Annotated in this window: 12 protein-coding genes; 7 read left to right on the top strand and 5 right to left on the bottom strand. The window is 66.8% G+C overall.

The window, feature by feature from the left end; all coding sequences use genetic code 11:
- Window positions 1-48 precede the first annotated feature (48 nt).
- The 5 genes from IHE46_RS13735 to IHE46_RS13715 all read left to right on the top strand — a co-directional run bounded on the left by IHE46_RS13735 (window position 49) and on the right by IHE46_RS13715 (window position 10,262).
- Complete coding sequence (locus IHE46_RS13735; protein WP_192165199.1) at window positions 49-924, top strand: DMT family transporter; 876 nt, start codon at window positions 49-51, stop codon at window positions 922-924.
- 214 nt (window positions 925-1,138) lie between these two features.
- On the top strand, window positions 1,139-2,398 hold the full coding sequence (locus IHE46_RS13730; RefSeq protein ID WP_192165198.1) for an efflux RND transporter periplasmic adaptor subunit: 1,260 nt from the start codon (window positions 1,139-1,141) through the stop codon (window positions 2,396-2,398).
- Window positions 2,399-2,416: 18 nt separating this feature from the next.
- Entirely contained in the window at window positions 2,417-5,527 is a 3,111-nt protein-coding gene (locus tag IHE46_RS13725; protein ID WP_192165197.1) for an efflux RND transporter permease subunit, read from the top strand.
- Window positions 5,524-8,808, top strand: coding sequence for an efflux RND transporter permease subunit (locus IHE46_RS13720; protein ID WP_192165196.1), 3,285 nt, complete (start codon window positions 5,524-5,526; stop codon window positions 8,806-8,808). Before IHE46_RS13725 ends, IHE46_RS13720 begins: the two co-directional genes overlap by 4 nt.
- On the top strand, window positions 8,805-10,262 hold the full coding sequence (locus IHE46_RS13715; protein WP_192165195.1) for an efflux transporter outer membrane subunit: 1,458 nt from the start codon (window positions 8,805-8,807) through the stop codon (window positions 10,260-10,262). Before IHE46_RS13720 ends, IHE46_RS13715 begins: the two co-directional genes overlap by 4 nt.
- 74 nt (window positions 10,263-10,336) lie before the next feature.
- Here the strand turns inward: IHE46_RS13715 and IHE46_RS13710 are convergent, their stop codons facing one another.
- Window positions 10,337-10,723, bottom strand: a complete 387-nt coding sequence (locus IHE46_RS13710; RefSeq protein WP_192165194.1) for a hypothetical protein — start codon at window positions 10,721-10,723, stop codon at window positions 10,337-10,339.
- A 126-nt stretch (window positions 10,724-10,849) separates the two neighbouring features.
- On the opposite strand from IHE46_RS13710, the gene IHE46_RS13705 reads away from it, so the two are divergent.
- Entirely contained in the window at window positions 10,850-11,740 is an 891-nt protein-coding gene (locus tag IHE46_RS13705; protein ID WP_192165193.1) for an aldo/keto reductase, read from the top strand.
- 43 nt (window positions 11,741-11,783) lie between these two features.
- Here IHE46_RS13705 and IHE46_RS13700 read toward each other — a convergent pair whose 3' ends face one another.
- Both IHE46_RS13700 and IHE46_RS13695 read right to left on the bottom strand, forming a co-directional pair.
- Window positions 11,784-12,326 carry a hypothetical protein gene (locus IHE46_RS13700; protein ID WP_192165192.1) on the bottom strand — a complete coding sequence of 181 codons (543 nt, stop codon included), beginning with the start codon at window positions 12,324-12,326 and terminating at the stop codon, window positions 11,784-11,786.
- A gap of 19 nt (window positions 12,327-12,345) precedes the next feature.
- A complete protein-coding gene (locus tag IHE46_RS13695) occupies window positions 12,346-13,272 on the bottom strand; it encodes a 5'-nucleotidase (protein WP_192165191.1) in 927 nt (308 codons plus the stop codon).
- A 111-nt stretch (window positions 13,273-13,383) separates the two neighbouring features.
- On the opposite strand from IHE46_RS13695, the gene IHE46_RS13690 reads away from it, so the two are divergent.
- Window positions 13,384-14,088 carry a hypothetical protein gene (locus IHE46_RS13690; RefSeq protein WP_192165190.1) on the top strand — a complete coding sequence of 235 codons (705 nt, stop codon included), beginning with the start codon at window positions 13,384-13,386 and terminating at the stop codon, window positions 14,086-14,088.
- Between the two features lie 50 nt (window positions 14,089-14,138).
- Here the strand turns inward: IHE46_RS13690 and IHE46_RS13685 are convergent, their stop codons facing one another.
- Together IHE46_RS13685 and IHE46_RS13680 are read right to left on the bottom strand one after the other, a co-directional pair.
- Window positions 14,139-14,900: an NAD kinase gene (locus IHE46_RS13685; protein WP_192165189.1), complete on the bottom strand. Its 762-nt coding sequence runs from the start codon at window positions 14,898-14,900 to the stop codon at window positions 14,139-14,141.
- A gap of 165 nt (window positions 14,901-15,065) precedes the next feature.
- Entirely contained in the window at window positions 15,066-19,997 is a 4,932-nt protein-coding gene (locus IHE46_RS13680; RefSeq protein WP_192165188.1) for an NAD-glutamate dehydrogenase domain-containing protein, read from the bottom strand.
- Window positions 19,998-20,315: the final 318 nt, after the last annotated feature.

Here is a 20,315-nt window from a genome sequence, read left to right as displayed (position 1 = left end):
GGCGGCATGCGATCATGCCCACCCTCCCCCGCTCTCCACGGAAACCCCATGATCAAGGGTGTGCTGCTGGGCTTTGCCTGCTTCGCGGCCTATGCCATCAGCGACGCCTTCGTGAAGGCCGTGCACGGCGCCGTGCCGCCGTTCGAGTCGGTGTTCTTCGGCGGCGTGCTGGGCATCGCCGCGCTGCCCTTCGTGATGGACAAGGGCGACCGCTGGCACGACGTGTTCGCCGCGCGCCGCCCGGCGCTGTGGTGGGTGCGCGCCCTGGCGGGCGCGGTGGGCAACATCGCCTCGGTGACCGCGTTCACCCTGCTGCCGATGGCCGAAGTGTTCTCGATGATCTTCCTGATGCCGATCTTCGTGACCATCCTCTCCGTACTGCTGCTCAAGGAGCACGTGGGCTGGCGGCGCTGGACGGCGGTGTTCGTGGGCTTTGCCGGCGTACTGGTGGTGTTGCGGCCGGGCTTCCGCGAGCTGGGGCTGGGGCATCTGGCGGCCATCGTCTGCGGCGTCGCCGCCGCCTTGTCGGTGGTGGCGCTGCGCATGGCCGGCAGCGAGGAAAAGCGCATGAGCCTGTACGGCGCCGGCATCGTCGGCCCGCTGGTGGCCGGCGGCCTGCTGATGCTGCCGCACTTCGTCTGGCCCGATCTGCACCAGTCCGTGCTGCTCGCCGGCTACGGCCTGCTGGCGGCGCTGGCCGGCGTGCTGCTGATGCACGCCACCCTGCTCGCCCCCGCCAATCGCGTCGCTCCCACCCAGTACAGCCAGATGGTCTGGGCCATCGCGTTCGGCTACTGGTTCTTCGGCGACCATCTGGACTGGCCGATGCTGGTCGGCATCGTGATGATCCTCGGCGCGGGGCTGTTCACCCTGGTGCGCGAGGAAAAGATGACCGGCTGGTGGAAGCGCACGCGGATGGTCTGACCGCGCCGATCCAGCGCAAATGGCGGCTGAACCGGGTCCGGCCCGGCAATCGTGACTTCCGGCACACGGCGTCAACTTATCGCGCGACAATTCGTTGAGTGTGGAACGACCGCCTTCGTGGTGGCGGCCGCGTCGTCCGGCGAATTCCGAGCACCGGAAGCGGAAGGCGGGCCTCCTCACGCACGCGATGGACTGAAGCGCTGGAGACCGAAAGATGAGCAACGACACGGCCAAGACCACCGGACAGGTTCGCAGTAAACGCTGGCCGCTGATCGTCGGCATCGTGCTGGTGGCGGTAATCGCCCTGATCGTGGTCCACCTGCTGGGCGGCAAGAAGACCCGCGGCGGCTTTGCCGCGCAGGTCGTGGGCACGGCCACCGCCACGCTGGGCGACATGCCGGAGAACCTCAACGAACTGGGCACGGTGACGCCGACGGCCACGGTCACCGTACTGCCACAATTGAGCGGTTACCTCACCGAGGTCGGCTACCAGGAAGGCCAGGACGTGACCAAGGGCCAGTTCCTCGCCCAGATCGACCCGCGCCAGTACCAGATCAACAAGCAGCAGGCCGAAGCGCAGCTCGCCAAGGACCAGGCCAGCCTGGGCCAGGCCCGTGCCGACCTGACCCGCTACACGCAGTTGCACGCGCAGAAGTCGATCGCCGAGCAAACCTTCACCGACCAGCAGTTCACCGTGCAGCAGGACGAGGCCGCGGTGAAGGCCGACCAGGCCGCCATCGCGCAGGACGACCTGGACCTCGCCTACTGCCACATCACCGCGCCCGTGGCCGGCCGCGTCGGCCTGCGCCTGGTCGACCCCGGCAACTACGTCACCGCGTCCAGCACGACGGGCATCGTCACCATCACCACGATGAAGCCGACCACGGTGCAGTTCAGCGTGCCGCAGAACGCGCTGTCGCGCGTGCTGCAGCGCTTCGGCGCCGGCGCCAAGCTGCCGGCGGCGATCTACAACAGCGACAACAGCAAGCAGATCGCCACCGGCACGGTGTATGCGATCGGCAACCAGATGGCCACCGGCACCGGCACGGTGTCGCTGCGCGCCACGGTGCCCAACGACGACGAGGCGCTGTTTCCCAACGAATTCGTCAATGTGCAGTTGTTGGTGGACACGCAGAAGAACGCGGTGCTGGTGCCGACCCCGGCCGTACAGAACGGCGCGCCAGGCGACTTCGTCTATCTGGTGAATGCCGACGACACCGTGTCGGTGCACAAGGTCACGCTGGGCCCCAGCGACGGCAAGAACACCGTGATCCTGTCCGGCCTCAGCGCGGGCCAGGTCGTGGTCACGGACGGCACGGACCGCCTCAGCGACGGCGCGCCGATCAAGCAGGCCAGCGCTGCGCCGGCCGGATCGGGCAGCACGGCGGCGCCGCCGGCGGCCAAGGCCGGCGGCAAGCATTCCGGCTGGAAGAAGAAGCACGCATCCGCTTCTGCCGACAGTTCGGCCTCGTAAGCCGCAGGCGGGCAAGCGATGAACATTTCCCGAGCGTTCGTGCTCCGTCCGGTGGCGACGGCGCTGCTGATGATCGCCATGGTGCTGGTCGGCCTGGTCGCCGTGCGTTTCCTGCCGGTGTCCTCGCTGCCGGACGTGGATTACCCGACGATCCAGGTGCAGACCTTCTACCCGGGCGCCAGCCCCACGGTGATGGCGACCACGGTGACTGCGCCGCTGGAAGTGCAGCTGGGCGAGATCCCCGGCCTGCAGCAGATGACCTCGACCAGTTCCGCTGGCGCGTCGGTCATCACCCTGCAGTTTGACCTCTCGCTCAACCTCGACGTGGCCGAGCAGGACGTGCAGGAGGCGATCAACGCCTCCAACAGCCTGCTGCCCAGCGGCCTGCCCGCACCGCCCACCTACGCCAAGGTGAACCCGGCCGACCAGCCCATCCTCACGCTGGCGGTGACCTCGGATTCGATGTCGCTGACGCAGTTGCAGGACGCCGCCAACAACCGCCTCGCCGCGAAGATCTCCGAAGTGCCCGGCGTGGGCCTGGTCACCGCCGCCGGCGGCAACGTGCCGGCGATCCGCGTGGAGGCGAATCCGCAGAAGCTGGCTGGGTACGGCCTCAACATCGACGACCTGCGTTCGCTGATCTCCAACGTCAACGTGAGCCAGCCCAAGGGCAACTTCGACGGGCCCAAGCTGGATTACACGATCAACGGCAACGACCAGATCCAGAACCCGCAGGGCTACCTCGACACGGTGCTCGCCTACCAGAACGGTGCGCCGGTATTCGTGCGCGACGTGGCCCGCGTGACGCAGGCCGCCCAGAACAACGAACTGGGCGCCTGGTTCAACAAGACGCAGGCCATCGTGCTCAACGTGCAGCGCCAGCCGGGCGCCAACGTGATCGCCACGGTGGACCGCATCACGCAGGAACTGCCCTCGCTGGAAGCCGCCCTGCCTGCCGGCATGAAGATCAGCATCGTCAACGACAGCACCGGGGTGATCCGCTCCTCGGTGTCGGATGCCGCCTTCGAGCTGGTGCTGGCGATCGCACTGGTGGTGCTGGTGATCTTCGTGTTCCTGCGCAACCTGCCCGCCACCCTCATCCCCAGCATCTCGGTGCCGGTGTCGCTGATCGGCACGCTGGCGGTGATGTACAAGCTCGGCTATTCCATCGACAACCTTTCGCTGATGGCGCTGATCATCGCCACCGGCTTCGTGGTGGACGACTCGATCGTGATGATCGAGAACATCGTGCGCTACCTCGAGGAAGGCCGCACGCCGCTGGAGGCGGCGCTGGAAGGCGCCGGCCAGATCGGCTTCACCATCTTGTCGCTGACCGTGTCGCTGATCGCGGTGCTGATCCCGCTGCTGTTCATGGGCGGGGTGATCGGCCGGTTGTTCAGCGAGTTCGCGGTCACGCTCGCGGTCACCATCGTGCTCTCCGCCGTGGTGTCGTTGACCCTGGTGCCGATGATGTGCGCGCGTATCCTCAAGGCACAGCACGACCGCCACCCCAGCCGCTTCGAGCGGATCAGCGAGGGCCTGTTCGACAAGCTGCTGGAGGCCTACCGCCGCGGCCTCGTCGTGGTGATGAAGCACCAGACCGCCACGCTGCTGGTGTTCCTGGCCACGCTGGCGCTGACCATCGTGCTGTACGTGGTGATCCCCAAGGGCCTGTTCCCGGTGCAGGACGTGGGCGTGCTGCAGGGCATCAGCACCGCCGACAACTCCGTCTCCTACGACACCATGGTGGAGCGCCAGCAGGCGCTGGCCGAGGCTGTCCTGAAGGATCCGGACGTCGCCAGCCTCACTTCTTACGTCGGCATCGACGGCACCAACATCACCCTCAACAACGGCCGCTTCCTGATCAACCTGAAGCCGCGCGACGAACGCTCGGACACCGCCCGGCAGATCGCCCGCCGCATCCAGCAGGAAACCGCCGACGTGCCCGGCATCAAGCTGTTCCTGCAGCCGGAGCAGAACCTGACGCTCGACACCACGGTGTCGCCGAACCAATACCAGTTCGTGCTGCGCGGCCCGAACCAGGCCGCCCTGCAGCAATACGTGCCGGCCCTGCTCGCGCGCATGAAGAACATCAAGTCCATCGCCGACGTCACCAGCGACCTCAACAACAACGGCCTCAGCGTGAACGTGGAAGTGAACCGCCAGCTGGCGGCGCGCTACGGCATCACCGCGGCCACCATCGACAACGCACTGTACGACGCGCTGGGCCAGCGCATCGTGTCGACGATCTTCGACCAGTCCAGCCAATACCGCGTGATCCTGGTGGCCAAGCCGGAGAGCCTGCCCACCCTGCAGTCGCTGGGCAACCTGTACCTGCCCAGCCAGACCAGCAGCAGCGGCCAGGTGCCGCTGAGCGCGATCGCGCAGATCCAGGTGAGCAAGTCGCCGCTGGTGATCAGCCACCTCGCGCAGTTCCCGTCCACCACCATCTCGTTCAACCTGGCACAGGGCGCCTCGCTGAGCACGGCGGTGGACGAGATCACGCAGGCCGAACAGGCGGCGAACCTGCCGTCCTCGATCGAGTCCTCGTTCCAGGGCGCGGCCGCGGCCTTCCAGGATTCGCTGTCCAGCGAGGTGTATCTGCTGATCGCTGCGCTGGTGGCCGTGTACATCGTGCTCGGCGTGCTGTACGAGAGCTTCATCCATCCGGTGACCATCCTCTCCACCCTGCCCTCGGCCGGCATCGGCGCGCTGCTGGCGCTGATGGTCGCCGGCGCCGACCTGGACGTGATCGGCATCATCGGCATCGTGCTCTTGATCGGCATCGTGAAGAAGAACGCGATCATGATCGTGGACTTCGCGCTGGAAGCCGAGCGCGTGCACGGCAAGCCGCCGGCCGAGGCGATCTTCGAGGCCTCGCTGCTGCGTTTCCGCCCCATTCTGATGACCACGCTGGCGGCCATGCTGGGCGCGCTGCCGATGCTGCTGGGCACCGGCATCGGTTCGGAACTGCGCCGTCCGCTGGGCTTGTCGATCATCGGCGGTCTCGCGCTCAGCCAGTTGCTGACCCTGTTCACCACGCCGGTGATCTACCTGTTCTTCGACCGGCTGGCGCAGCGCCTGCGCCCCGCCGCGACGCAGGATCCGGCTGAAGAAGGCGCGGCATGAGCATCCCCGGCCTGTTCATCCGGCGACCGGTGGCGACCACCCTGCTGGCGGTGGCCATCCTGCTGTCCGGGCTGCTGGCGTATTTCCACCTGCCGGTGGCGCCGCTGCCGAACGTGACCTATCCGGTGGTGGTGGTGTCGGCCAGCATGGCGGGCGCCAGCCCGGACATCATGGCCTCCACCGTGACCGCGCCGCTGGAGCGCCGCCTCGGCAGCATCGCCGACGTCAACGAACTGACTTCGACCAGCTCGGTCGGCTCGGCCAGCATCGTCATCCAGTTCGGGCTGGACCGCGACATCAACGGCGCCGCGCGCGACGTGCAGGCGGCGATCCAGGCCGCGCGTGCGGACCTGCCTTCCACCCTGCGCGGCAACCCCACGTACCGCGAATACAACCCGGCCGATACGCCGATCATGATCCTGTCGCTGACCTCGGACACGCTGACGCGCGCCCAGCTCTACGACTCGGCCGATTCGGTGATCCAGCAGCAGCTGTCGCAGATCGACGGCGTGGGCCAGATCACCCTGGGCGGCAGCGCGCTGCCATCGGTGCGCGCGGAGCTGCAACCGGACAAGCTCAACAGCTACGGCATCGGCCTGGAGGACGTGCGCGCCGCGATCAGCGCCGCGAACGCGAACAGCGCCAAGGGCCACATCGACCAGAACGGGCTGCGCTACGAAGTCACGTCCAACGACCAGATCAACAAGGCCGCCCCCTATCGCGACCTGGTAGTGGCCTACCGCAACGGCGCGCCCGTGCTGCTGCGCGACGTCGCCGACGTGCAGGATTCGGCGGAAAACATCCGCAACATGGGCCTCTACAACGGCAAGCCGGCCGTGCTGGTGATCGTGTTCCCGCGACCCGGCGGCAACATCGTCAAGACGGTGGGCGAAATCCGCAACGTGTTGCCCTCCATCGAGGCCGCGTTGCCGTCGGGCATCCATGCCGACGTGGCGCTGGACCGTTCGGTATCGGTGCGGGGCGCGGTGAGCGATACCGAGCGCACCCTGTTCATCGCGATCCTGCTGGTGATCGGCGTGGTGTTCGTGTTCCTGCAGTCGCCGCGGGCGATCCTGATACCGGCGGTGGCGTTGCCGCTGTCCATCGTCGGCACGTTCGGGCCGATGTACCTGATGGGCTACAGCATCGACAACCTGTCGCTGATGGCGTTGACCATCGGCACCGGTTTCGTGGTGGACGACGCGGTGGTGGTGCTGGAGAACATCGTGCGCCACGTCGAAGCGGGCATGGACATACGCGAGGCGGCGATACGCGGCAGCGCCGAGGTCAGCTTCACGGTGATCTCGATGAGCGTGTCGCTGATTGCGGTGTTCCTGCCCATCCTGCTGATGCCGGGCGTCATCGGCCTGCTGTTCCACGAGTTCGCGGTGACGCTGTCCACCGCCATCCTGCTCTCGCTGGTGATCTCGCTCACCGTCACGCCCACGCTGGCCGCCTACGTGCTCAACCGCAAGACGCTGCATTCCAAGGCACGCTGGGCGCTGTGGTACGAGCGGCAGTTCGAGCGCTTCAAGCAGGCCTATTCGCGTTCGCTCGATGCCGTGCTCGACCATGCCCTGCTGGTCAGCCTGACCCTGATCGGCCTGCTCGTGCTGAACATCGTGCTGTTCAAGCTGCTGCCCTCGACCTTCTTCCCGGAGCAGGACAACGGCATCCTGATGGGGTCGGTCATCGCCGACCAGAGCATCTCCTTCCAGGCGATGGAGCAGAAACTGGCGCAGCTGCAGTCCATCGTGCAGAAGGATCCCGCCGTGGCCTCGGTGGCCGGCTTCACCGGCGGCCGTGCGCTGAACAGCGCCAACGTGTTCGTGGAACTGAAGCCGCTGGCGGAACGCAAGCTCACCGCCGCGCAGGTGGTCGAGCGCCTGCGTCCCAAGCTCAGCCGGATCTCCGGTGCGCGTCTGTTCCTGCAGGCCGCGCAGGACCTGCGCATCGGCGGCCGGCAATCCGCCGCCGAGTACCAGTACACGTTGACCGGCGACGACGCCGACCAGCTGTACCAGTGGGTACCCAAGCTGGTAGACGAGCTGGGCAAGTATTCGGGGCAGCTCACCAGCGTGAATTCCGACCTGCAGCAGCACGGCCTGCAGATCGACATCAACTTCGACCGCGCCACCATGATGCGCTACGGCTTCACGCCGACCCAGCTCGACAACGTGCTGTACGACGCCTTTGGCCAGCGCACCGTCTCCACCGTGTACAACGAGTTGAACCAGTACTACGTGGTGATGGAAGTGGCGCCGCAGTACTGGCAATACCCGCAGATGCTCGACCGCATGCGTTTCAGCGGCGCGGCCGGCGTCGCCAGCGGCACCGAGCAGACGCAGATGTCGGGCAACCTGGTCAAGGCAGCCACCACCACTTCGGCCAGTTCCACCACCAACGCGAACAACGCCAACGCCGAGGCCAACCTGCTCACCAACGCCATCGCCAACTCCAAGGGCGGCGCGTCCAGCGGCAGCGCGGACAGCACGGCCAGCGAGACGATGGTGCCGTTCCCGGCACTGGCCACCTACAAGAGCGACCACACGCCCACCCAGGTCAACCACCAGAGCGGGCTGGTCGCGACCACCATCTCGTTCAACCTGCCGCCCGGCGGCTCGCTGAGCAAGGCCTTGCTGGCGATCGACCAGGCCGAGCAGGCCATCCACATGCCGGCGTCCATCCGCGGCGCCACCGCGGGCGCGGCACAAGTCTATTCGCAGTCGATGTCCACCATGCCGCTGCTGATCCTCGCCGCGCTGGTGGCGGTGTACATCGTGCTGGGCATGCTCTACGAGAACACCGTGCACCCCGTCACCATCCTCTCCACCCTGCCTTCCGCCGGCATCGGCGCCACGCTGGCGCTGCTGATCTTCGGCACGCCGTTCTCGGTGATCGCGATGATCGGCATCATCCTCTTGATCGGCATCGTCAAGAAGAACGCGATCATGATGATCGACGTGGCCATCCACCTGCAGCGCGACGAAGGCTACGACCCGCGCAAGGCCATCCACGACGCCGCCGTGGTGCGCCTGCGCCCGATCATGATGACCACCGCCGCCGCCGTGCTGGGCGCCATTCCGCTGGCCATCGGCATCGGCCAGGGCGCCTCGCTGCGCCAGCCGCTGGGCATCACCGTGGCCGGCGGCCTGATCCTCAGCCAGGTCTTCACCCTGTACACGACGCCCGTGATCTACCTCTACTTCGACCGCCTGCACGACAGCCTTGCGCGGTGGAACGCAACCTTGCCGTGGAACCGCTCGGAGGCAAACGCATGAACACCACTCTCCAACGCGCTGCCTTGGCCGCCACGCTCACCTCGCTGCTGGCCGGCTGCATGGTCGGCCCCGACTACCACCGCCCGCAGGTGCAGATGCCCGCGCAGTTCAAGCCGCTGCCCGGCTGGTCCGCGGCCGCCCCGGGCGATGCCGACATGCCCAAGGGCGACTGGTGGGCACCCTTCCACGATCCGCTGCTCGACGAGCTGGAACCGCAGGTGGCGGTTTCCAACCAGACCGTGGCCCAGGACTATGCGAACTACCAGGCCGCGCTGGCCGAGGTGAAGGAAGCGCGCAGCGCGCTGTTCCCCACCATCGGCATCAGCGGCTCCGGCACCAGGGAACGCAGCGCCAACTCCAGCTCCGGCAGCTTCACCTCGTCGCGCCCGTCGATCAGCAGCAGCGGTTCGCTCGAAGGCACCGCGAGCTGGGCGCCGGACCTGTGGGGCAAGGTGCGTCGCGGCCTCGAGCAGAGCAAGGCCACCGCGCAGGCCAGCCAGGCCACGCTAGCCAACGCCACCCTGTCCGAGCAGGCCGCGCTGGCCACTGCGGTGATCGAACTGCGCACCACCGACGCCAGCATCGACCTGCAGCAGCAGGCCGTGGCGGCGTACCGGGAATCGCTGCGCGTGGTGCAGAACCAGTCCACCGCCGGCACCATCGCGCCGTCCGACGAAATCAGCGCGCGCACGCAACTGGAGAACGCCCAGTCCAGCCTGCTGTCGCTGGGCATCGCGCGCGCGCAATACGCGCACGCCATCGCCGTGCTGGTAGGCAAGAATCCGGAAGACCTCGACATCCCGCGCGACACCGCGCTGCCGACCCTGCCCGCGGTGCCGTCCGGCGTGCCGTCGACGCTGTTGCAGCGCCGTCCCGACATCGCCGTTGCCGAGCGCCAGATGGCCGCCCAGAATGCGGCCATCGGCGTGGCGGAAGCTGCGTACTACCCGACGCTGTCGCTATCCGGCGCGGACGGTTTCTCGCAATCGCCGCTGGGCGGCCTGCTGCACATCGCCAACCACGTCTGGTCGCTGGGTGCCGACGTCGGCGCCACCTTGTTCGACGGCGGCGAACGCAGCGGCGAAGTCGCCGCCGCCAAGGCCAACTACGAAGCCGCCGTCGCCAACTACCGCGGCACCGTGCTGGGCGCGTTGCAGAACGTGGAGAACGACCTCTCCGGCCTGAGCATCCTCGCGCAGCAATCCAGCGTGCAGGACACTGCCGCCAGCGACGCCACCCGCGGCGCCGAAATCGCGCGCAACGAATACCAGGCCGGCACCGTGGACTTCACCACCGTCGCCACCGCCCAGGCCACCGAGTTCAGCAGCAGGCAAAGCGCGCTCAACGTGCACGAACAGCAGCTGCTGGATACCGTGTCGCTGATCGGCGACCTGGGCGGCGGCTGGTCGGCGGATGCCTTGACCGCGGCTCCGCGGACCGAAGCCAAGCGCTGACGTGCGGAGCACAGGCCGAACATGCTGCCATCCCGACACGGGCCGGGATGGCGCACATCCGGTCTGCGCGGGACTTAGCGCGCCGCGTCCCTGCGGCTGCGCCGCGAGCCGGGCACCAGCATGGTCAGGCCGCCGTAGATCACGAACAGCGGCCACCACTTCCCCCACGACAGGTCGAGGATGAAGATCCCCGCCACCATCACCACGGCAAGCGCGTGCAGCAGCGAATGCCACACCTCGCCATCCGCCGTGCCGATGGCACGGTAGCGGTGCCATGCTTCGGACAGCGGCCACGCCGCGCCGATCAGAATGAACCACGCCCACCAGTTCTCCAGATTGAGGAAGGGAAGCTGCACGCCCTGCGTCATGCACAGGAAGATCACGCCCACCCCGATCACCAGCACGGCCGGAATGATGCGGTTGCCGTGCCTCTCCGTGATACCCGTTTCGTTGTCTGCCATCGTCGTTCCCCTCCAAAGGATGGGACAAAGATAGGCACGTCCCTCCACGCAACCTAGTGACAGGCGTCATCCGAATGGACTGCACCATAATGACGCCCCGAGCCTGATGCCCCCACCGGTTCCCTCATGACGAACTCCAGCATTCCTTCCGCACCATCCCTCTCCCCCATCGTCGCCGGCCTGTGGCGCATCGCCAGCTGGAACCTGTCCGTGCAGGAACGCGTGCGCTGGATCGAGCAGGCCCTGGAACTGGGCATCACCAGCTTCGACCATGCGGACATCTACGGCGACTACACCGCCGAAGCCCTGTTCGGCGAAGCGCTGGAGGCAGTGCCAGCACTGCGCCGGCACATGCAGCTCGTGACCAAGTGCGGCATCCGCCTGCGCTCGGCGCAACGCTCCTATCGGGTGAACTACTACGACACCTCGGCGGCTTACGTGCGTGCGGAAGTGGAGCAGTCGTTGCGCAACCTGCGTACCGAACAGCTCGACCTGGTGCTGATCCACCGGCCCGACTACCTGATGGACGCTTCCGCGCTGGCCGAAACATTCGCGGCGCTCACCCGCGAAGGGAAAGTGGCGCACTGGGGCGTATCCAATCACACGGTCAGCCAGTTCGCCCTGCTGCACCAGCAGCACCCTCTCGCGACCAACCAGCTCGAACTCTCGGCCTTGCAGATGGATGCTCTGGACGACGGCACGCTGGACCAGGCGCAGCAGCTCGGCCTGCGACCGATGATCTGGTCGCCGCTGGCCGGTGGCCGCCTGTTCGCCGGCGAGGACGAACAGGCCGTGCGCGTCCGCGCCGAAATGCAGGCCATCGCCGAGCGTCATGGCATCACCCTCGGCACCCTGGCCTTCGCCTGGGTGCTGCGCCATCCTTCGCGTCCCTATCCGATCACCGGCACCGGCCGCATCGAAGGCTTGCGCGAGGCCGTGGCCGCGCTGGACGTTTCGCTGGATGCCCAGGATTGGTACGCGATCTGGACGGCGAGCAAGGGACACTCCGTACCCTGAACGCGCTTACGGTCCGAACGCGCGCACGCCCTGTTTCCAGCGGCTAGCGGACCGGGCATTCCTCGGCAATGGGCCAGACCCAGTCGGGCACCTTTCCGTCATAGGTGTAAGGCGCCGGTTGGCCAGCGGGCGCGCCCTCCCGCGGATAGCAGTCGAACTCCGCCAGCTGCTTGCCGCTGTCGACGTCCCTCAACACGTAGACGATGGTGCTGATGCCGTGCGGTGCGCGCTGGCGGTACGCCACCGCGTGCCCGTCGCGCACGAAGCGCCAATCCCAGATCGCCATGCCGTCGGCAAAACGGCGCAGCAGCCTGCCGTCGCGGTACAGCACCAGCGACGTAGGCAACGGATAGGAGGTGCAGCAATTGCCTTCCAGCTCAAGCCAGCCGACCGTGTGGCCGCCGGCCGCAACATGCGGCTCGTCGAAGCCTTGCTGATCCGGATCGGTGTGCGGCGCACGCACGTCGCCATGCGAGGTGTGCAGCACCAGCGTGGCGCGATCAGTCGCCAGCGTGACCGAGCGATATTGCTCGGCCATGACAAGCCCGGGCAGCAACGCCAGCACGAGCCATAACAGGATACGCATGTTGCGCCTCTCCCCGTTCTCAGCGACGGTTGCTCACCCCGTGCGGCACATGCCCCGTGGCGACGTGTTTGCGCGCGGATTCCACGTTGGCCGGCGAATCGTCGAAGAAGATATCGGCGCCGAAAGCGTCGAGGAAGGGCCCCTTGTCCCTGCCGCCGAGAAACAGCGCCTCGTCGATGCGCACGCCCCAGCGCCGCAGGGTGAGGATGACGCGCTTGTGCGCAGGCGCGGAGCGCGCGGTGACCAGGGCGGTGCGGATCGGCGAATTCTCCGCGGGGAACGCCGCCTGCAGGCGGTGCAATGCCGTGAGGAAGCCACGGAACGGGCCGACCGACAAGGGCTCCTCCGCATGCTCGCGCTCGCTGCGGTGGAAGGCTTCGAGGCCTTCTTCGCGCGAGACGCGCTCGCCCTCGTCGCCGAAGATCACCGCGTCGCCGTCGAAGGCGATGCGCAGCTGCTCGCTGGCGCGCGGCGGCGCGACGCTGGGCAGGATGGTGGCGGCCGCCACGCCGGCCTTGAGCGCACGGCCCACGTCCTCGGCATTGGCGGAGAGGAAAAGGTCGGCCTTGAACGGCGCGATGTAGTCGGAGGTGGGCGCCCCGCTGGTGAAGGCGGCGCGGCTGATCTCCAGGCCGTGGTGCTGGATCGCGTTGAAGATGCGCAAGCCGGTATCGCCCGAGTTGCGCGAAAGCAGGATCACTTCCACCGGCGGCACGTCGCCCGCCAGCTTGTTGAGATCCAGCAGCTTCTGCACCAGCGGAAAGGCCACGCCGGGCCGCAGGATCTCGTCCTCGTGCTCGATCTGGAACGTGCGATAGGCATCCAGCCCGTCGCGCTCGAACAGCTCGTGGCTGTCACCCAGGTCGAACAGGGCGCGCGAGGAAATGGCGACGACGAGGCGGTTGTCGACGGAAGCCGCGGGATCATGGACTGTAGGCTTAGGCATGGCGTGAATCTAACGCAAAAGCCGGCTATGCGATTGGGGATACGGCCTGGCACGAGTTGGCGTCCCTACTTCGTTATATTAATCATCCTGCCGAGAATCCCGGAGAGCCGTATGTTGGATGTCCATGCGCTTGAGAAGAAGATTCATGGCTTCAAGGATTTCTTGCTGCACATCATCACCATCACCATCGGCCTGCTGATTGCGTTGGCACTGGAGGGAGCCGTGGAATGGAAGCATCACCGCGACCTGGTGTCCGAGGCCGAATCAAGCCTCCGCAGCGAAATCGCACACAACATCAGCACCCTGACAAGCATCAGACAGCAGATCAAGGACGAGAAGAAAGCACTGGACGACGACCTCGCGGCGCTGTCCGTTCTCCGGGATCAGCCCGAGACGGCCGATGCAGCCCACAAGAACATGTCGTTCGAATTCAGGATAGAAAGCTTCGATGACACTGCCTGGAGAACTTCGCAGACAGCGGGTGCCTTCAATTACATGCCGTACGAGAACGTAGCGGAATTTACCAATATCTACGAGGCACAAGACGATGTGTATAAGACCCAGCGCCAGGCACTCAACGATATCCTGAGCGCCGCATCACTGGTCGTCACCAAACACAACGACGAAAAGCTACCCACTGCCGTGATAGACCAAGTCACCGACAGGATAGGCATGGCTCAGATGCGCCTGTATTTCCTGAGCGGTTTGGTGGATTCGCTGGAAAAGACATACCAGGAGTACAAGAGCCACCACCCGGAAGCATTCCGTACCCAGGTACCTGCCGTTCACACGGCGCAACCGCCATCCACTACCTAGAGGCGGGAATGGGACCCGGCACCTCGGAGGGCAGTCGAGATTGGTTGCGATCAATCCGCCGCGAACTGCTCGTCGAGAATGCGCTGCTCGAGATTGTGCTCGGGATCGAACAGCAGGCGCACGCCCTGCCCCTGGGCCTGGCTCACCGACACCTCGCGCACGTCGCGCACTTCGTGGAAATCGGCGGTGGCGCTGACCGGGCGCTTGCCGGGATCGAGCACGCGCAGGCTGACCTCGGTGCGATGCGGCAGGATGGCGCCGCGCCAACGGCGCGGACGGAACGGGCTGATCGGGGTCAACGCCAGCACGTTGGCGTCCAGCGGCAGGATCGGACCGTGGGCGGAGAGGTTGTAGGCCGTGGAGCCGGCCGGCGTGGCGACCATCAAGCCGTCGCAGATCAGGTTGGGCAGCTTCACCGCCTCGTTGAGCTTCACTTCCAGGTGCGCGGCCTGGTTGCTCTGGCGCAACAGCGAGACTTCGTTGAAGGCCAGGGCCGTATGCGCGCGGCCGGCGGTGTCGGTGGCCTGCATTTCCAGCGGGAACAGCTCGGCGGCATGCGCGCGCGCCACGCGCTCGGGCAGCTCGTCGAGGCGATGCTTGTTCATCAGGAAGCCGACGCGGCCGAGCTTCATGCCGTACACCGGCACGCCCAGCGCGAGGTGCGCGTGCAGCGTGCGCAGCATGAAGCCGTCGCCGCCCAGGGCCACGATCAGTTCGGCCGTTTCGGCAGGAACGTCGCCGTAGCGCTCCACGAGCTTGCGTCGGGCCTGCTGGGCAACGCTGGTGTCACTGGCGACGAAGGCGAAGCGCATGGGTGCGAGAGCTCCATGGGGATGTGCCGGAGCTTACCGCATGGGCGCGGCGACACGATGAAAAAGCGAAGCCCCGGACAGGCCGGGGCTTTGCTCATGACAGGCGCGCTTTCGCGAGACCGTCCTTCACCCTAACCGCTCCCCGGTGGGGAGCGGTTAGGCGCTTCACACCGGCACCTGCGCCAGCTGCGCGAGGCGACGCACGGCTACCGAGGCGATCGGGTAGTCGGCGTTCTGGGTGAGGATCTCGGCCAGCATGCCGCGGGTGTGCTGCAGGGTGGCGTCGTCGCGCTGCAGCCAGGCCTGCACCGGCGAGACGTCCTTGCCGCCACCGCCCAGCTTCAGCACCTGTTGCGCCAGCGCGCGATGCTGGTGGTTGAGCTCGTCCAGCAGCGAACCGCGAGCCTGCGCGTGCCAGTGGCCCTCCACCGGCAGCGCCTCGATCTGGCCACGCAGCCATTCGAGATCCAGCGCCTCGCCCAGTTCGTAGAACACCCCGGCCACCTTCTCGATGGGCTGGCCGGTCTGCTGCGCCACTTCGACCATGTCCAGCGCGGCACGCAGTTCGGACAGGCGCGCCAGGCGCACGGCCAGTTCGGCGGGCAGGCCCAGGCCTTCCCACTTTTCCTGGCTGCACGCGAAGTCGCCCTTGCCGGTTAGCGTCAGTGCAGCCGGGAGTGCCTTGCGCAAGGCGCTCACGCCAGCCTGATAGCGTTCGACATTGGCGGCGATTTCCAGCGTGCCGCCGGGTCGGTTGAGCAGCCAGCGCGTCATGTGGCGCAGCAGCGACCAGATCTGCATCACCGCATCGACCTGGGTGCCCTCGGCCACCTTGCTGTCCAGCGCCTCGATCTCGGCCCACAGCTCGCGTGCTTCCAGGATCTCGCGCGCCGCGGTGTAGGCCTTGGCGATCGCCGCCGGGCCTTTGCCGGTGTCCTCCTGCATGCGCATCATGAAGGTGGCGCCCATGCGGTTGATCGTGGAGTTGGTGACCGCGGTGGCGATGATTTCGCGCTTCAGGCGATGACGCTGCATGTGCGCGGCGTACTTCTCGTGCAGCGGCGCGGGGAAGTAGCGCACCAGCTCCTTGGAGAGGTACGGGTCTTCCGGCACGTCGGAGTCGAGCAGCTGCTGGTACAGGCGGATCTTGTCGTAGGAGAGCAGCACCGACAGTTCCGGACGCGTCATGCCCTGGCCGCGCGTCTTGCGCTCGGTCAGTTCGGCCTCGCTCGGCAGGTTTTCCACCTGGCGGTCCAGCGAACCTTCGGCTTCCAGCGTGCGGATGAAGTGCGCCATCGAACCGATGCGCTTGACCGACTGGTGCTCCATCAGGGTGATCGCCTGGTTCTGGCGATAGTTGTCCCACAGCACCAGCTGGCCCACTTCGTCGGTCATCGCCGCGAGCTGGGTGTTGCGCGCGGCCTCGGTGAGCTCGCCGCGCTGCACGGCGTCGTTGAGCAGGATCTTGATGTTCACCTCGTGGTCGGAGGTGTCCACGCCGGCGGAGTTGTCGATGAAGTCGGTGTTGAGCAGCACGCCCTTCTGCGCCGCCTCGATGCGCCCCTTCTGGGTCATGCCGAGGTTGCCGCCCTCGCCCACCACCTTGCAGCGCAGTTCGTTGCCGTCCACGCGCAGGCCGTTGTTGGCGCGGTCGCGGGCGTCGGCATGGGTCTCGCTGCTGGCCTTGACGTAGGTGCCGATGCCGCCGTTCCACAGCAGGTCCACCGGCGCCTTGAGGATGGCGTTGAGCAGGTCGTTCGGCGCCATCTGCGTGACGTCGGCCTTGAGGCCCAGCGCCGCGCGCACTTCCGGCGACACCGGAATGGCCTTGGCCGTGCGCGGCCACACGCCGCCGCCGGCGGAGATCAGCGACTTGTCGTAGTCGTCCCAGCTCGAACGCGGCAGCTTGAACATGCGCTCGCGCTCGACGAAGGAACGCTCCACGTCCGGGTTCGGGTCAAGGAACACATGGCGATGGTCGAAGGCGGCAAGCAGCTTGATGTGGCGGGACAGCAGCATGCCGTTGCCGAACACGTCGCCGGACATGTCGCCGATGCCCACGCAGGTGAAGTCCTCGCTCTGGCTGTCGCGGCCCAGTGCGCGGAAGTGGCGCTTCACCGACTCCCAGGCGCCCTTGGCGGTGATGCCCATGCCCTTGTGGTCGTAGCCGTTCGAACCGCCGGAGGCGAAGGCGTCGCCCAGCCAGTAGCCGTGTTCGATCGAGATCGCGTTGGCGATGTCGGAGAACGTGGCCGTGCCCTTGTCGGCGGCGACCACCAGGTAGGGATCGTCCGCGTCGTGGCGCACCACGTCGTGCGGGTTCGCCACCTTGCCTTCGACCAGGTTGTCGGTGATGTCGAGCAGGCCATTGATGAACAGCTTGTAGCAGGCGATGCCCTCGGCCAGCTGCGCGTCGCGGTCGCCGCTGCCGCCCGTCGGCTGGGGCGGCTTCTTGACGAAGAAGCCGCCCTTCGAGCCCACCGGCACGATCACGGTGTTCTTCACCATCTGCGCCTTCACCAGGCCCAGCACCTCGGTACGGAAGTCCTCGCGGCGGTCCGACCAGCGCAGGCCGCCGCGCGCCACCGGGCCGAAGCGCAGGTGGATGCCTTCCACGCGCGGCGCGCACACCCAGATCTCGCGGTACGGCACCGGCTTGGGCAGCTCGGGCACCGCGTGCGAGTCGAGCTTGAAGCTGATGTAGTCGCGGTAGGCGCCGTTCCACTGCTGGAAGAAGCTGGTACGCAACGTGGCGTGGATCACCGCGACGAAGCTGCGCAGGATGCGGTCTTCGTCGAGGCTGGCCACGTTCTCCAGCAACAGGTTGATCGCGGCCTCGATGGTCTTGGTCTGCTCGGCGCGCGGCTGCGCCAGCGCGGCGGCGAGGCCGTCGACCAGGGTGGGATTCGCGGCCTGCACGTTGGCCGGGATCAGCACGGACATCTCGCCGTGCAGCAGCTTGGCGGCGACCTTGCGCTCGTCGTCCGACAGCGATTCGCGGCGCGGGTCGAACTTGGCGAGGAACAATTCCACCAGCAGGCCGGCAATGGCCGGATAGTTGTTGAGCGTGTCTTCCATGTACGACTGCGAGAACGGCGAACCGGCCTGCAGCAGGTACTTGCAGTAGCCGCGCAGCATCGCGATCTGGCGCCAGCTCAGCTGGGCGCCCAGCACGAGGCGGTTGAAACCGTCGTTCTCGGCGTTGCCGCGCCAGATCTGCTCGAACGCGTGCTCGAACAGCGAACCGACCTGCTCCACGCTGAAGGTGAGCTTGCCCACCGGCTGCACTTCGAAATCCTGGATCGACAGCGGCACGCCGCCGCCCTGGATCTCGTAGACGTGCTCGGTGAGCACGCGCAGACCCAGGTTCTCCAGCTGCGGCAGCACTTCGGACAGCGCGATGTCGCCGCCGGAACGGTAGACCTTGAAGCGCAGCGTCTCCGGCGCCTTGGGCGGGTGGTAGAAGGACATGCGCAGCGCGTTGTCGCCTTGCAGCTGCGACAGCTGGTACACGTCCTCGGCGGCCACCGCCGGGCTCACGTCGTCGATGTAGCCGGGCGGCAGCGCACGTGCGTAGCGATTCGCCAACACCACACCCTCGTGCTCGCCGCGCTGCTTCACCAGCGCATCGCGCACATCGTCGTGCCAGTTTCGCGCGATGGCCGCCACGCCCTGCTCCAGCGCGGCCAGGTCGTATTCGGGCTGGTCGCCGATCTTCGGGCGCAGCACGATGTAGAGGCGCGCCAGCGCGTCCTCGCCCATCAGCACCGAGGAATCGATCTGCTCGGCATGCAGGGCTTCGCCCAGCAGCGCTTCGATGCGCTCGCGCACCGAGGTGTTGAAGCGCTCGCGCGGCACGAACACCTGGCAGGCGAAGAAGCGGCCATAGCGGTCGCGGCGCATGAACAGGCGCGTATGCGCCCGCTGCCGCAGTTCGAGGATGCCGGTGGCGATGGCGAACAGTTCGTCCTCGCTGCTCTGCAGGAGTTCTTCGCGCGGCAACGTTTCCAGCGTGTGGCGCAGCGACTTGCCCGAATACGAATCGCGCTTCAGGCCCGAGCGCGCCAGCACCGCTTCCACCTTGTGCCGCACCAGCGGCACGTCCTGCGGACGCGCCATGCCGGCACTGGAGGTGAAAAGGCCCAGGAAGCGCTGCTCCACCACCGCGCGGCCATCGTCGCCGAAACGCAGCACGCCGATGTAGTCCATGTAGCCGGGGCGGTGCATGCGCGAGCGCGCGTTGGTCTTGGTGAGGATGATCGCGTCCACCGCGCCGGACTGCGGCAACTCGGTCGCCGCCAGCGTCTTCAGCGAGCGCGGCGCCAGCGACTGCTCGCCCTTGCGCAGGATGCCCAGGCCGGAATCGTCGATGGCGCGCAGCACGCGGTCGCCGTCGGCGTCCGTCACTTCGTATTCGCGGTAACCGAAGAAAGTGAAATTGTCGGCGGCGATCCAGCGCAGGAACTCGCCCGCCTCGCGCACCGAGGTGGCGTCCAGCGCGGGCTTGCGCTGCGGCAGCTCGTCGGCGATGGCGAGCGCCTTGTCGCGCATCGCGGCCCAATCGCCCACGGCGGCGCGCACGTCATCCAGCGCGGATTCGATCTGCGCGACCAGTTGCGCCTGCTCGGCGGCATCGGCCACGCGGTCGATCTCGAAATGCATCACCGACTCGGCCACGGCGTGCTCGCCGCCCAGCCCCTGCAGCTTGCCGCCCGCATCGCGACGCACCGGCAGCACCGGGTGGATCACGGCATGGATCGGCGAGCGCGCCGACACCACCATGCTGACGGTGTCGATCAGGAACGGCATGTCGTCGGTGACGATCTGCAGCTGGCCGTGGCCAGCCTCGGGATTCAGCACGCGCACCGCCGCGCGATCCGGTGCGCGCTGCTGCATGAAGTCCAGCAGGCCGCCGACCACCGCGGCCCATTGCGCCGGGGTATGCAGGCCGCGGTCGCCCTCGGTGCTGCGCGCGAAGAAGGTATCGATAAAAAATTGCGCCTCATCAAGGCGCTGTGCGGGAAATCCGGTTTGCTTCAACGCCTCGAACACGGCGGACTGGAACGGAACAGCATGGTCTGCGCGAATGGCATTCATGGCTTCTACTATGTAGTGGAAACGAAAAGTGACACGACAAAGCCCGAAAAGGATACGCTCCGCATCAAGGTGAATCCACCGCGACACCTTGTGCAAAGCGTCATCGCTGGCTCTTCGTTCACCTCTGCAGGTAACTTGTTCGTCATAGACGCGACAACGCGCATCCCGGCCGCCGCGCACCGGGATTGCCCACATAAAAAAACCTTGCGCAAGCCCTTCAATAAATTGTGTACTGTGCGGTATAGTAGCGCCCCATGAGTCCGCGCATGCCTTGCATGGTGCGGAAAACGCCCAGGCCTTACACACGACAATGCAGAT

It is taken from the genome of Rhodanobacter sp. DHG33 (assembly GCF_014843005.1).
Taxonomy (GTDB): Bacteria; Pseudomonadota; Gammaproteobacteria; order Xanthomonadales; family Rhodanobacteraceae; genus Rhodanobacter_A.
Note: the sequence above shows the minus strand (reverse complement) of the source record. Positions and strands in the feature narration are given on the sequence as shown.